Annotated in this window: 15 protein-coding genes and 2 pseudogenes; 8 read left to right on the top strand and 9 right to left on the bottom strand. The window is 60.6% G+C overall.

Features of this window, described 5'->3' with window-relative positions:
* Positions 1 to 203, bottom strand: a pseudogene (locus ACFOM8_RS21370) (ATP-binding protein); the annotation flags it as partial.
* The gene (gene istA, locus ACFOM8_RS21365; RefSeq protein ID WP_449301514.1) at positions 200 to 1,696 is read right to left on the bottom strand and encodes an IS21 family transposase; all 1,497 of its coding nucleotides are present in this window, start codon (positions 1,694 to 1,696) and stop codon (positions 200 to 202) included. The gene istA and the pseudogene ACFOM8_RS21370, both read right to left, overlap by 4 nt.
* A 125-nt stretch (positions 1,697 to 1,821) precedes the next feature.
* Here istA and ACFOM8_RS21360 point away from each other — a divergent pair.
* Positions 1,822 to 2,199, top strand: a pseudogene (locus tag ACFOM8_RS21360) (transposase); the annotation flags it as partial.
* 142 nt (positions 2,200 to 2,341) lie between these two features.
* Here the strand turns inward: ACFOM8_RS21360 and ACFOM8_RS21355 are convergent.
* The 7 genes from ACFOM8_RS21355 to ACFOM8_RS21325 form a co-directional block, all read right to left on the bottom strand.
* On the bottom strand, positions 2,342 to 2,890 hold the full coding sequence (locus tag ACFOM8_RS21355; protein ID WP_377764402.1) for a RidA family protein: 549 nt from the start codon (positions 2,888 to 2,890) through the stop codon (positions 2,342 to 2,344).
* Positions 2,862 to 3,374 carry a c-type cytochrome gene (locus ACFOM8_RS21350; protein WP_377764400.1) on the bottom strand — a complete coding sequence of 171 codons (513 nt, stop codon included), beginning with the start codon at positions 3,372 to 3,374 and terminating at the stop codon, positions 2,862 to 2,864. Before ACFOM8_RS21350 ends, ACFOM8_RS21355 begins: the two co-directional genes overlap by 29 nt.
* 26 nt (positions 3,375 to 3,400) lie before the next feature.
* Positions 3,401 to 4,978 (bottom strand): flavin monoamine oxidase family protein, encoded by a 1,578-nt coding sequence (locus ACFOM8_RS21345; protein WP_377764399.1) that lies wholly within the window; start codon positions 4,976 to 4,978, stop codon positions 3,401 to 3,403.
* 270 nt (positions 4,979 to 5,248) lie between these two features.
* Positions 5,249 to 5,554 (bottom strand): hypothetical protein, encoded by a 306-nt coding sequence (locus ACFOM8_RS21340; protein ID WP_377764397.1) that lies wholly within the window; start codon positions 5,552 to 5,554, stop codon positions 5,249 to 5,251.
* Entirely contained in the window at positions 5,554 to 6,231 is a 678-nt protein-coding gene (locus tag ACFOM8_RS21335) for a recombinase family protein (protein WP_449301513.1), read from the bottom strand. The genes ACFOM8_RS21340 and ACFOM8_RS21335 overlap by 1 nt, the downstream gene beginning before the upstream one ends.
* Before the next feature lie 100 nt (positions 6,232 to 6,331).
* Complete coding sequence (locus ACFOM8_RS21330) at positions 6,332 to 6,532, bottom strand: hypothetical protein (protein ID WP_377764395.1); 201 nt, start codon at positions 6,530 to 6,532, stop codon at positions 6,332 to 6,334.
* A gap of 981 nt (positions 6,533 to 7,513) precedes the next feature.
* Positions 7,514 to 7,894, bottom strand: coding sequence for a response regulator (locus ACFOM8_RS21325; RefSeq protein WP_377764394.1), 381 nt, complete (start codon positions 7,892 to 7,894; stop codon positions 7,514 to 7,516).
* 204 nt (positions 7,895 to 8,098) lie between these two features.
* On the opposite strand from ACFOM8_RS21325, the gene ACFOM8_RS21320 reads away from it, so the two are divergent.
* The 7 genes from ACFOM8_RS21320 to ACFOM8_RS21290 all read left to right on the top strand — a co-directional run bounded on the left by ACFOM8_RS21320 (position 8,099) and on the right by ACFOM8_RS21290 (position 13,357).
* Positions 8,099 to 9,583, top strand: coding sequence for a sensor histidine kinase (locus tag ACFOM8_RS21320; RefSeq protein ID WP_377764392.1), 1,485 nt, complete (start codon positions 8,099 to 8,101; stop codon positions 9,581 to 9,583).
* Between the two features lie 266 nt (positions 9,584 to 9,849).
* Positions 9,850 to 10,119: a hypothetical protein gene (locus ACFOM8_RS21315; protein ID WP_377706969.1), complete on the top strand. Its 270-nt coding sequence runs from the start codon at positions 9,850 to 9,852 to the stop codon at positions 10,117 to 10,119.
* Between the two features lie 69 nt (positions 10,120 to 10,188).
* Complete coding sequence (locus ACFOM8_RS21310; protein ID WP_377764391.1) at positions 10,189 to 10,608, top strand: DUF2382 domain-containing protein; 420 nt, start codon at positions 10,189 to 10,191, stop codon at positions 10,606 to 10,608.
* On the top strand, positions 10,598 to 11,563 hold the full coding sequence (locus tag ACFOM8_RS21305) for a YsnF/AvaK domain-containing protein (protein ID WP_377764389.1): 966 nt from the start codon (positions 10,598 to 10,600) through the stop codon (positions 11,561 to 11,563). Before ACFOM8_RS21310 ends, ACFOM8_RS21305 begins: the two co-directional genes overlap by 11 nt.
* A gap of 204 nt (positions 11,564 to 11,767) precedes the next feature.
* On the top strand, positions 11,768 to 12,490 hold the full coding sequence (locus ACFOM8_RS21300) for a phosphatase PAP2 family protein (RefSeq protein WP_377764387.1): 723 nt from the start codon (positions 11,768 to 11,770) through the stop codon (positions 12,488 to 12,490).
* A gap of 42 nt (positions 12,491 to 12,532) precedes the next feature.
* The gene (locus tag ACFOM8_RS21295) at positions 12,533 to 12,904 is read left to right on the top strand and encodes a TIR domain-containing protein (protein ID WP_207471675.1); all 372 of its coding nucleotides are present in this window, start codon (positions 12,533 to 12,535) and stop codon (positions 12,902 to 12,904) included.
* A gap of 225 nt (positions 12,905 to 13,129) precedes the next feature.
* Positions 13,130 to 13,357: a hypothetical protein gene (locus ACFOM8_RS21290; protein ID WP_377764385.1), complete on the top strand. Its 228-nt coding sequence runs from the start codon at positions 13,130 to 13,132 to the stop codon at positions 13,355 to 13,357.
* Positions 13,358 to 13,432: the final 75 nt, after the last annotated feature.

The raw sequence follows: 13,432 nt of genomic DNA, 5'->3' as shown, positions 1-13,432 counted from the left end.
AATTTGGCGGCCTTGATGCGGCGTTCGACCATCCTCCGCTCCCGGTCGATCAACTCCAGCTCAACAAGCCGGGCGAGGTATCGGACATGGTCCATGCCTTCGGCCGCGCATTGCCGGGCCAGCTTCTGATGTTCCCGCAGGAACGTCGGCAGCTTCAGCGCCTTGAGGTGATGGGCGAGCAGGATTTCCGGGACATCGTTCATGCCGCGTCCTCCGCATTGCCCGACAACAGCCGCATGTAGGAACCGGCCTTGGTCTTCTCGACCGTGGCCTTGGGCAGATAGGGATAGCAGTCGAGGTCCAGTCGGGGCGGACGGCGTTCTACACGACAAAGCAGCAGGTGCTTTACGGCGTCAAAGCCAATCGCGCCCCTCTGGAGCGCCTGCTTCACCGCGGCATGCAGATCAGCCAGGTCGAAAGTTTCCAGCAACCGCAGGACCTGGACGTATTCGCGTCGGCCATGCCGGTTCATACGGGCTTCCATCAACCGCCGCAGCGTGGCGAATTCCTCGGGAAGCTCCCAGCCGTGCAACGGCGCGGCCTGGTCGAGTGCGTTGATCTTTTGCTCCAGCAGCGGCAGGTAGTGGATCGGATCGAAGATGAATTCGTCGCGGTCCCAGCATCGGGGATGGTGGGCAATGACCTCGCCCCGACAGCCGATCACCACGTCGTGGACATAAGCCCGGATCCAGACATCCTGATGACCATAGGCGACCGGCACCGAATAGTCGTTGGTCTTGTAGCGCACCAGACACTGGGACGAGACGCGGCCAGTGTCCTGGTCGCAGGCATCGAAGGGCGCGATCGGGAGAGGGCGCATGGCAGCCAGATCGCGTTGTAGCCGCTCGCCGATCGTTTCGCTTTCGCCGCGCAGGACATCGTGCTGGCGCTTGCGGCATTGCTCTTCCAGCCAGAGGTTGAACGCCTCCCAAGTCTCGAACTCGGGGAGCGGCACCATGAAGTTGCGGCGGCAATAACCCACCAGGCCTTCGACATTCCCTTTGTCGTTGCCTTTGCCAGGGCGGCCGTAGCGATCCTGGATCAGGTAATGCGACAGGAAGCCGCTGAACAGGACGGCTCGCTTGCGGGTGCCATCGGGCAGGATCTTCGCCACCAGGCACCGGTCATTGTCATAGACGATCGACTGCGGCACTGCCCCAAAGAAGGCGAAGGCGTGGATGTGGCCGTCCTCCCAGGCCTCGGCGACCGCCGCCGGATAAGCCCGCACATAGCACGCGTCGCTATGGGGCAGGTCCAGCACGAAGAAATGCGCCTTTTTCTCGACACCGCCAATCCTGACCATTGCTTCGCCAAAGTCGGCCTGCGCATGGCCCGGTGGATGCGCCAGCGGCACGAACACTTCCTGGCCCCGCCGTTCCCGCTCCCGGATGTAGTCCTTGATGATCGTGTAGCCGCCGGTGAACCCGCATTCGTCACGCAGCCGGTCGAACACCCGCTTCGCCGTATGCCGCTGCTTCCGCGGCATGGAGCGATCCGCCTCAAGCCAGCCCTCAATGATCGGGATAAAGGGATCAAGCTTCGGCCGCCTGACCTCGGCCGTCCGCCGGTAGCCCGGCGGCACCGAGAACGTCATCATCTTCGCAACCGTATCACGGGAGATGTTGAAGGCCTTCGCCGCCTGACGCTGGCTCATGCCCGCCGCGCAGGCCTGGCGAACCCTGAGATATAGTTCCACGCTGAAAATCCTCGCGCCCTCCCTGCTGTCGCAGAAAGGGAAAGGGTGGACGACTTTTACGCCGCCCGCAGCAGCTCCATGCCGCCGCTTCCGTGGCCTAATTTCTCACTGCCGTTCTCACGCCAGGCCAGGAAATCGCCAGCGTCACAGCAGATGGCGCCTTCGACACACGCAAATGCCACGACGCCATCGCCGCCCGCGGTGCCGCTGCCATCATCCCACCCCGCAAGAACGCCAAACCGTGGAAGCCAGACACCCCCGGTGCCGTCGCGCGCAACGAAATCCTGCGGACGTCGAAGCGCGTCGGGCGGACCATCTGGCGACGATGGAGCGGCTACCACCGCCGAAGCCGTGCAGAGACCAAGATGCACTGCGTCAAGCTCCTCGGGCAGCGCCTGTCCGCGCGGGACTTCGACCGTCAGGTTGCAGAGTTCCAGGTCAGGGTCGCTGTGCTCAACGGCTTCACAGCGCTCGGAATCCCCCTCACGGAAGCCGTGGGATAAATCTGTCCGGGGAAGGGGGAGCCCCGTCCATTACACAATTTGTGCAACAGAGCCCTGTTTCACCCATCTAAAAAGCGGCTTTGGAACAATAACATACCGCAAAGCTTATATCGGCTTGCCCCATAAGGCGACGGGCGGTGCGTCAAGGCCGCACCGCCTCAACCTCGATCTCGACCAGCCAACCTGGATTCACAAGACCGGCGACCTGAAACACCGATCGGGTGGGCAGGTTCTTCTGCGCGTCCGTCCCGAAGAATTGCGTATAGCCTTTCATGAACCCCGCAAAGTCCATCGGAGCCTCCTCGGACGGAGCCACCAGATAGACTTGCATCTTGACCACGTCCCCCATCGACAAACCCATGTCCTGAAGCTTCGTTTCGATCTGCTTCAGAACCGACACGGTCTGTGTCTCAGTGTCGCCATAAGCGGCGATGCTGTTCGGATCGGCCGAATTATCGGCAGAGGCGGGAACGGTGCCGCTGACCAGGACACGGGTGGCATCGGCCGGAATTTCGATTGCCTGCGCGATGGGAAAGTCGGAATCCGGGATTGGATGACGGATGACGCTTGCATCCTGGGCAGTGGCTGCAACGGGCGCCGCCGCCAGCATTAGTGTGGCCAGGCTGACTTTGAGACGGATCATTCGGATGTTCCTTTTGGGTTCATTCAGGCAACGGACCGGCAGCTTCACGCGCTGCCTGAACCGTTTCAAGCGTGGCCGGAAAGACCTCGGTATCCTCAAGCGTGCCCTGAAGATACCCCACCACGGCAAGGATTTGCTGGTCGTCCAACACGTGCCGGAAGGGAGGCATTCCGTGCAAGCCGTTCACGATAACAGAGACGGGGTAATCCCCGACGATCAGGTTTTCATTGCCGGCCAAGGCGGGATACATGCCTGCCCCAACCGCGCCCTTGGCATCCGGCATGTGGCAGCCTGCGCAGAGGGCACGATAAATATCCTCGCCTTCGGTTTGTGTGATCTTGTCGGGATCCTGGAACAGCCGGGACTCGAAGGGGGTGGGCTGAAAGGTTTCAATCTCTGCTGCCGGCGCCCCGTCCCCTGTTGCTGTAGGGGATGGTGCAGACGTTTGTGGTGCCGATGAGTTGTCGTTGGCCCGCTCCTGGGCCGCGGTCAGTTCAGGAGCGGCGGCCAAGGCCAAGGCCGCCAGTGTCATTGGAGAACGCATTGTCCTGCCTCCGTTCAGCCGTTGATGACGCGGTCGTGCAGACGCGAGATCGCGTCCAGAGCAGAGGTGATCGCGCCTTCCTGCCAGGCAGGGAGATATGAGACATGCTCACCCGCCATCAGGATGCGCCCGTCGATCTTGGTCGCCTGGTCGTAGTTCGCCTCACGGTCGCGCCACAGGCCATAGCAGCCCAGCGTCCAGGGTACCCGGTGCCAGACTACGCTGACACCGGTCTTGAATTCGTCCATGTACTGCGGATGGATATGGGACCCGTATTCGAGCGCCCATTTGATACGATCCTGGGGGCTCATCGCAGTGAACTGGTTGGAGATGGCCCCCCACGGATAGCCGCCCAGCAAAACGGCTGGCCCATCTGACTGATAACCCGTGGACGGATAGCTGATCAGCGTGATCGGCAGGTCGGTATAGGTAATGCCGCCGTAGATATGTTCGTCCTGCTCCCAGAAGCGGCGCTTGAACTCCAGCCCGAACTTCGTCCCTTCAGCATAGGGCATGTTGTCGACGACGCTCTGCATTTCGGACGAGAGGTCGGCCTCGATCTGGCTGAGGATCGAGAACGGGATGGTGCACACGCACCAGTCGCCCGACGCAGTACGCGGCTCGCTCGTGCCGTCCGATCCGACATAGGTGACAGTTACGCCCCCATCGTTCTGACGGATCTGCGTGACCTTGCAATTATATTTTATCAGATCGCCGACCTGCTTCTCGAAGGCCGCTGCGATGCGATCCATGCCGCCAACAGGCTGGAACATGGTCTCCTGGTGATCGGTCACCTGATCCTCAAGCAGCTTGCTCCACAGCTTCGACTGCAGCACGGTGGCGAAGTCGATCGGCTCAGACGGTTCAGGCCGGGCGTCGGCCCCGCCCCCAGGCCATTTCGCCCAACCCCGATATGCTGACAAATGATCGCCTTTGCGATAGTTGAACTCATCGTCAAGCACGCCGTAATATTTCAGCGAGGCCATCAAAGCCTCGCGGTCGGCGGGGGACACAGCTTCATCCAAGGCGCCTGCGTTGGTGGCCTTGGCCAGAAGGTCCGAGATGCCGCCGCGGTAATCCGCATTGATCTCGCGGAAGCGCATCGGCTTGCCGTCGAAGGCGTTCGAGGAATGCAGATAGGCGTTCTGATTGCCCTGGATGAAGGGTTCAAGCGTAACCCCCAACCGCCGGCAATAATCCAGCAGTGCGTGGTGGTGATGGGGGATCCGCCATGGGCCAGGGTTGAAATAGTTGCCTTCGGCAAAATCGACCTTCTGGGTGGCGCCGCCCAGTTCGGTGTAGCTGTCGCCCGAATGCAGAGTCCAGCAACGCCCACCGGCCTTTTCACGGTATTCTAGGATCTCGACTTCATAGCCTGCCGCACGCAATTCCAACGCTGCAGTCATGCCAGCAAGACCTGCCCCCAGGATCAGGACCTTGGCTCCCTTGGGATCTCCGTCAAGCTTGATCGGCCCATTGTAGGGCGATTCGGCCGCATGACCCAAGGATGTCATCGCCGCATACATGGCACTGCTGCCTGCGGCCGCGCCGATCATTGAGAGGATGGATCGACGGGTGGGATGGTTGATCATGCCTGTCTCCAAACCTAAGCACTGCAATCTTGCAGAGCAGACACGATGGCGACGATCATGGATCCGTCCTCGCGCCTGGAGGAATTAAATACACCAGTGTTGCTAACCGTTGAGAAAGGGAGTTCGTTCCGGCTGGTTCAACTTATCTTTGCAACGAAGCGAACGCGTGGCCCTGTCCGGGCCATGGCGACCCAGCGAGAGCAAGAGTAGAGAATGAGGAAGGACGGATGAAAATGTCGGGTGCTTGAACGCCCCCCTTGATTTTCCTACTCACTCTTTAAGTTCGTCTCCGAGGCGACCGACAGGAAACATATCTTCACCGTAATGGTGCAGCTTGACGTGGTGGCTGCGGCAGAGCCACCGCACTTTTAATGGCTCATCGTATCGGTCGTGATGGGCATCGACCTTGACTGCGCCGCAGACCTCGCAGTTCTGCTTTTCCAGTACTCCAGATATGAGCGCACGCTGAACCGCAAGATGCGCCTGGTACTTCGGCAGGTTGGTGAGGCGCCAGTTCGTCTGCCGGGTCTCGCTTTTCAGCGACGGGGGGCGTGGCAGCTTTGAATCATCTGTCATCACGCCGCCGTCGCCGCCTGCCGGCCCAAGGTGCGATATACGGTCGGCCGCGAGATCGAGAACACCTCTGCCAGATCACTGATGGAATACTCGCCGGTGTCATACATGCGCCGCAGCTCCTGCTGCTGGCGTTCCGACAGCTTCGGCTTCTTGCCGCGCAACTTCCCCTTGGCGCGTGCCACGGCCATGCCCTCGCGGGTCCGCATACGGATCAAGTCGGCCTCAAACTCGGCAAAGGTCGCCAGGATGTTGAAGAACAGCTTGCCCATCGGGTCGGTGGGATCATGGATCGAGGTGCCAAGCTGAAGCTTGATCCCGCGCACGGCCAGCTTGTCGGCAATGTCGCGGGCATCTGGGACGGAACGCGCCAGGCGGTCGAGTTTCGGCACGACAAGCGTGTCGCCCTCCCGCAAGGCTGCAAGCGCCTGATCGAGACCAGGGCGGGCGCGGTTCGTGCCGGTAAAGCCGTGGTCGGTGTAGATGCGATCGGAGGCAACCCCGAAGCTGGCAAGGATGCCCTTCTGCGCAGCAAGGTCTTGTTTGTCGGTGGAACAGCGGGCGTAGCCGATCAAAATCTGTGTCATGGCCTGATCTGTAACAGTAGACGCCCCTTCAGTGCAAAAAATATCGGACCATTCATCTGAGATTTTGTTCCGCCAGCATTTGCTAGCCTTCAAGGGACCTGTTCAGAGCCAAGCTGGCCGTCCTCTCAACGATCCCCTTTCGTGACATGCCGTCAGGCTTAGCAATAGAGTTCCTCTCTGCAGCGTACAGAGATCACCACCCCTTGAACCTGTTTGTGAGCGACATGCGATCGGCATTGACGTTGATGACGATTTCTTTGCCATTGTCGTGGACCATGCGGACGTCAAAGGTGTCGCTGTCCCTGCATTGTCTGATCTGACCAAGCCGCCACGGCGGGCTCTCGAAAAGCTGAGAAACCTTTGTCCGGGAATCGGTGAGGATGACGCGCTTCATGATAATGACAGCGTTAGAGTTTTGAGGCCCGGCGACAATCGGATAATTTGTGAAAGAGGAGGGCCGCTGTCCAGCCTGATTGCTTGCTTTGTTGCGCGCAGATGCCATTCGCCTCATAGTTCATGAGAGCGGACACAAGCGTCCTCGCAAGCGCCTGCGGCTTGCTTGCGACAGAGAGGCGATGCTTGACCCCTTTGTCGCTGACCATTGTGACTCGAACTCCTGCGGCGTCGCTGCCCAAAGTCAGGCTACCGGGAGCGATCTTTTAACAGCCATGGCGGCGCCACCAGCCCGAACAATGACTACGCCAAGAACCATGTCGAGGTTTGTCTTGCCTGATACTGCTTCAGCCCAGCAGGGTATTGGGACTTTCAGAAGTAACCACCGCCAAAAGGAAGGACCGCCAAAAGGCGGCCCCCTATGTCCCTCGCCCTGGAAGAAAAAGGCCAGCGCAGGACGCGTCCCTGATCTTCCTAGATGCCTTGCGCGGTGCTTGTTCTTCCCGCTTTGATTGAACATAGACGCTCTGCCGGTTGTGCGTCAAAAGAATGGTCGGGAAGGGTCAAGATCAGCGGCAGCAAAGCCGGGGGCGTTGCCGGAATGTCTCACTTGTGGGGATCACGGAGCTTCCAGAGTGAACCATGAGCAGAAGATCTGCCGAGAGCCTGTTCGACCAGCCGTCGAGCGGCACCCCTTTATGGATCGCTGTTGTCCAGCTCGCCCTTAAGACGCGGACCGTAATTGCTCCTCGGACGGCAGGCATGATGGGGATCGTGGTCTAGAACCCCGGCGAGCCGTTCCTGATCCTCGCGGAAAAGCAGGCCGACCTAGCGGAGTTGCTTTATGCCGTCGCACAAACAGCGGGAGAAGGCGCCAATACTGATCGGGTGATTGCTGCGGGATTGCGGCCCTTCGGCAAGCGAATCCGTGCCAACTCCTGCCGCCTGATCTTCCGCCGTGGCCGCTTCGTCCTGCTGAGGGTCAACAATCCGGGAAAAGTTGGTGTAGCCCTTCCTTTACTGTATCCGCAGTAAACGGCTTGCCGATGAACAACGCACCCTTTAGCAGGTCTTCCGGTCCGGGTGGCTGGGCCCCGGATGCCACAAGAATGCCGATCTCCGGCCAGTCGCCCGCACAACGGCGGGCGAGGTCATAACCGTTCCTGGTGCCCGGCGGCATCTGCACGTCAGTGAACAGCAGATGGATGCCGTGGCCCCAGGACGTCAGGATCTCCATGGCGTCCTCGTAGCCGGCAGCCGCATAAACCCGAAACCCCGCTTCGATGAGGATCGCTTGCGCGTCCATCCGGATCAGCGGATCGTCATCCGCGACAAGTGCGTATCGTGCGAAAGGGTCGGGCATTCTCCGCTCGCTTGTTCTTCGGCGTGCCTGTCAAGGAAAAGCGTCTGGTAGCGACAAGTTCCAGAAGACGCCAGTCAAGATCAAGTCAAGCGGCGGTGACCGAACGAGCAAGAGGGTGAAGGAACAGAATTCTTCTTTCACAAACCTGCTTTCGGAAGTATTGCGGGAACAAACCCTGAATGTTTGCGCTGTGACGCTTTCCTCGTGCCGAACGATCTTCTGTCTGACCCGGTCCGGCTGCGGGCGCTGCATCACTCCAACCTGCTGAAGGCGCATTCACAGGCGCAGTTCGGCCGGATTGCCGATCTGGTCCGCGACATGCTGGATGTGCCGGTGGCGATTGTCTCCATCGTGTCGGACACCCGGCAGGTCTTTGCCGGCCATCGTGGCTTGCCGGCGGAATGGGCGGCGCTCGGCGGCACCCCCCTCAGCCACTCCTTCTGCCAGCACGTCGTCGACCACGATACGCCCTTGATGGTCACCGATGCCCGGCTTGAGCCGCTGCTGGCCCAGAACCTTGCCATTCGGGACATGGACGTCATCGCTTACCTGGGTGTTCCCCTGCACCTGCCCTCGGGCGAGGTCATCGGCGCCGTGGCCGCGATCAGCCCCGAGCCGCGGGCATGGGACCCCCTGGATCTGGATCGTCTCGGCAGGGTTGCCGCCCTAGCTGACACGGAGATCGCCGTGCGTGTCTCCGAGCTGAAATGGCGCAGCCTGTTCGAGGACATGCAGGAGGGCTTTTTCATCGGCGAGGCCATCCGCGACAAGTCTGGGCGAATGATCGATTGGCGCTATCACGACATCAACCCGGCTTTCGAGACCCTGACCGGGCTTTTGAGGCACGGTTCGCAGGGCCGGACCTATCGTGAGTTGGTCCCGAACGGGGAGGAGTCGATCATCGACACCTTCGCCGCAGTCCTGGAAACCGGGCAGCCGGTTGTCTTCGAGGTCTTCATGGCAGCCCTGGGCAACCGCTGGTTCGAGGGGCGCGCCAGGGCGCTCGATGACAACCGCTTCGCGGTGGTCTTTTCCGACGTCAATGAGCGCAAGCAGCGCGAGTTGCAGGAAACGGAGCGGCGGCAGCTTTTGAACCACGAACTGGCGCATCGGCTCAAGAACACCCTCGCGGTTGTTGGGGCAATCGTGTCGCAGACCTTGCGCAACGCTGATGATCTCGACAGCGCCCGCAGCACGACGATGAACCGGATCAAGGCTCTGGCGACGGCCCATGATCTTCTGATCAGCGGTCACAAGGATGCCGGCACGGCGGGTGCCATGATCGAGGCGTCTTTGGCGCCGCACGATGACGGCTCGCGCCTGGATATCGGCGGTCCGGTGATCCCCATCGGATCGGAAGCGGCGCTGACACTGTCGTTGGTCATCCACGAGCTTGCCACCAATGCCAGCAAGTACGGAGCGCTGTCGGTTCCGGAAGGGCGGGTCGAGATCCGCTGGTCGGTGATCGAGGAGCGTGAGGCCGGTAAAGCGCTGCTGGCGTTTTCCTGGACAGAACACAATGGCCCACCTGTATCACCCCCCGAGACATCAGGGTTCGGTTCCCAGTTGATCGAAATGGGTTTGAGCGGATCAGCCTTGGCCGAGAGCCGACTCGACTATCACCGGGACGGACTGAGATGCCGCATCGTTGCCCCGCTTGATGAGCTGGTATCCGAGGCAAAGGTCTAGGCTTTCCCTGATCGGCGGCGGCCAGTGGTCATCCGAGAGCCGGACAAAAGTACCCATTTTCAGGAAATGAAGACGTGGCTGGTTCTTCGCCGCCGCGGCCGAGGTGGGTCTTACGTCTCCTGGCAGGGTAGCGACGAGGCCGCATCTTGATGCGATGTGCCAGCAGGGCTTGCATGACAAGCCCGAAACTGCAGCGCGGCCATTCGTGATGCGCATCTCTTCCTGATGCTGACGCGTTGTCGAAGGGTATGTTCCGGAGATTGACCATGAGAATGCTGTTTGCCCCGCTGACCGCCATTGCCTTGCTTGCGGCCTGCCAGGCCCAGATGGAAACGGCACCTGCCTCCACTGAGCCGGAGCGTCCCATGGACGAGATCCCCGTTCAGATGACCTTGGCCAACGGCGACCGGCATTACAGCTTCAAGAGCGGCTGCGTCGTGGTCTTGGAACCGCAGCGTGCTGTGGTGAAGTCGGAGACCGGAGCATGCGCTCTTCATCACCGGGATATCGCCCTGCTCTATGCTTCGGGAGATTGACGCACCTGTCGGCCGACGGAACGCATTGCAGCGCCGCTCGTTTGTTCCTGCTGACTGCGGGGGGAGGCCATGCCCGACGATCCGGACACCCAATCCATTCTGATCATGGCGGAAACGGCGTCGATCTCCACCCGGAGGGTCGCCAGCGGCCGTGTCACGATTTCCACCCGGACCGAAGAGATCGACCGGATCCTGCCCGCCGAGCTTGCCAGCGTCGAGGTGAGTGTTGTCCAAGTTCCCGTGGATCGAAAGATCAACAGCGTTCCTGAGGTCGTGGCCGAGGGCGACCTGACGATCATTCCCGTGGTCGAGGAGCGGCTTGTCGTTATGCGCGAACTGTATCTCCGCGAAGAGGTTCATGTCCGCCGCGTCGAACGGACCGAAACAGTCGACGTCGCGGCCACCATCCGCCGCCAAACTGTTCAGATCGACCGTATCCCGGCCGATCTCACCCCAACCTCCAACAAGGATGATCACCATGACCTATGACAACGCCATCGGCCCGATGGGAAAAACATCGGTGTCCGCGCTCTTCGACAGTCAGGCCGATGCACAACGCGCCGTAGACCGGCTGGTCGCGGCCGGCATCCCCGAGTCGCATATTCGGCAAGTCGCCGGCGGGGCGGGCACAACCACGACGGCGTCTCAGACCTGGGACGAGGATCGCAAGGGTTTCTGGGACAGTCTCAGCGACTTCTTCTTTCCCGATGAGGATCGCTACACCTATGCCGAAGGGCTGTCGCGCGGCGGCTGCCTGGTGACCGTGAGCGGAGTTTCAGGGGGCGAATACGAAACCGCCCTGGACATTCTGGATGAGGAAGGCAGCGTGAACCTCGACGAACGTGCCGAAAGCTGGCGTTCCGAAGGGTGGGGCGGTTACGAGGCCAGCTCCTATGCCTCAAGCAGCACGGCATCGGCCTATGGCGCCCGCGCGGGTGTGACGGGTGATCTGGACAGCCCCTATGTCGACGAGGACAGAATGGGCGCTGATGCGTCCGTGCGGCAAGGTCGGGATCTGCGAGACGACGAAACCATTCCGGTCGTGGAGGAGCGCCTTCGCGTCGGCAAGCGCGAAACCGGGCATGGTCGTGTTCGGGTTCGGGCCTATACGGTTGAGGAGCCGGTGAACGAAAGCGTCGATCTGCGCGAGGAGCGGGTGGAGATCGAGCGCCGCCCTGTTGATCGCGAGGTCACCAGTGCCGACGCCGCCTTCCAGGACCGCACCATTGAAGCCGAGGAATACCGCGAGGAAGCGGTGGTCCAGAAGGAGGCCCGTGTGGTGGAGGAGATCGGCCTGCGCAAGACTAGCGAAACCCATCGTGAGGACATCTCGGACACGGTGCGCCGGACCGAGGTCGAGATCGAGAAGGACGATGTCGATGGCGATCGCGATACGTTGAGCGGCGGCCTGCGCCGCGACGACATCGATCGCACCAAGATCTGAACCCCTTGCAGACGAGGGAAAAGGCCTCGCCTCGGCAAGTCTTTTTCCCTGTGATCGGGATTGCTTCGACATTGGAGACGGACTGCGGCCGAGGTATCATGCCGTGCAGCGCCTCCACACTCTGCCCCCCAACAAGACGGCTTTGGAAGAAAGGCGCAGTTCGACAATTTACGGATTGCACCCAACATCGTGTGCCTGAACCATATGCTGAACTCGCCTCAAGATCATCAGGCAGCCGCGGGCGAAAGCCCTAAGACGGATGCCTCCCGCTGCCACGCGCTTCTCAGCCTGCGTGCGGCGCTGATCTGTGCGACGCTCTGCTGGGTGGTCTTTGCCGTTCTTGCGGGTTTGATGCTAAGCGGTCGTCATGCCGACCTGGATAACCTGGGCTTGCTGCTGTTTCGGAGCTCAGCCGGTCTGGAACTGCGCGGGCCCTCGTGGGCAGCCGACATGACGCGAGGCATGACAGAGTTGGGCGGTGTCACGTTGCGGCACCTCCTTGCCGCATCTGCCGTCGCAATGCTTCTGCTGTTCGGCATGCGACGTCAGGCAGCAATCCTATTTGTCACCATTTCCAGCGGCTGGATGATCGGCGCTTTGCTGAAGCTTGGCTTTGCTCGGCCTCGCCCAACCAACGTGTCCCATCTCATGGGAGTGGAAGGTTACAGCTTTCCCAGCGGACATAGCTTCAATGCCGCTGTTGTCTACATCAGCCTTGCCGTTGTGCTGGGAACCCTCAGCCCGCGGGAAAACGTCCGCAGAGCACTTGTTGCGACAGGCATCGCCATCAGCATCCTGGTCAGCCTCAGCCGCGTGATGCTGGGCGTTCACTATCCGAGCGATGTTCTGGCAGGGTGGATAGCCGGTGCGGGCTGGGCTCTTCTTGCTTCGGCATGGTTGAGTATGGTGTCCACCCAGTCATCCTGATGAGATCAGGTATTTGCTTTATTGCCACGAGGAACTTCATCCATGGCCAAGAAAAAGATCATCTACATTGCCGCCGCAAGTGAGGACAGGCGCATCCGAAACATGATCAAGGCGGAACCACTTCGCACGAAAAGGCTGTTTGAATATGCCGATCCTCCGGTGGAGGAAACATACGACAGGCAGTGGCAGGCACAGGTTCGAGAGCAAATTCGCCAATCGACCGGCGTCCTTGTCGTAATCAGCAAGAACACCTTGTCATCTCGCAGTCAGGCCTGGGAACGTCAGTGTGCCGAGGAGGAACGTAAGCCGATGAAAGGCATTTGGGCTTATGATCAGGATCAGGCTTCTGCCAGAAATCTCAGTACAATGGTCTGGACGTGGGGAAACATCGCGAACTGGATTGACGAACTCTGACCGCCCCAGCCTGTATGGGCAAAGCTGTCGTGCTGCGCTACAACCTCAAGACCGCGTTCGATCCCGTCCTGCCAAAGCCGCCACCAAACACGGAAGTGCGCCGGGTTCAGGGAAAAGAAGTACCACTCGAAGATGCTCCCAAACAGATCGGCTCATTCGTGGCAGTCCGCGTCGCTGACTGGCACTTATGGCTCTTGCGGCGGTCTGCAGGGCGGTGCCTGCGCTATGGCAGAGAATGGCATGCGCCGCGAAGGTCAGGACAGGCAGCAAGACGAGCGTGGAATTAGTGCCTGCGCCCTCACGTCCGAGCCAGCAGGCCACACCCGCGCTTACCGCGATTTTAGCCTCCTGTTCGACGCCCGCGAGGTCAGCGTCATGACCTGCATGCTCCATGGCCAGACGCAGATTGCTTCATGGAAGGAACGGCATGAGGGCTGGGATGTGGAACAATGAGCTATGCGAGAGTTTGGGTGACGCGGCCTAATCAAGCGGCGCGATTTTCGGCGACGCTCGCGGCGACACCGTCGG

Source organism: Paracoccus angustae (assembly GCF_042648745.1).
GTDB lineage: Bacteria > Pseudomonadota > Alphaproteobacteria > Rhodobacterales > Rhodobacteraceae > Paracoccus > Paracoccus angustae.
This window is presented reverse-complemented; position numbering and strand designations above follow the sequence as displayed.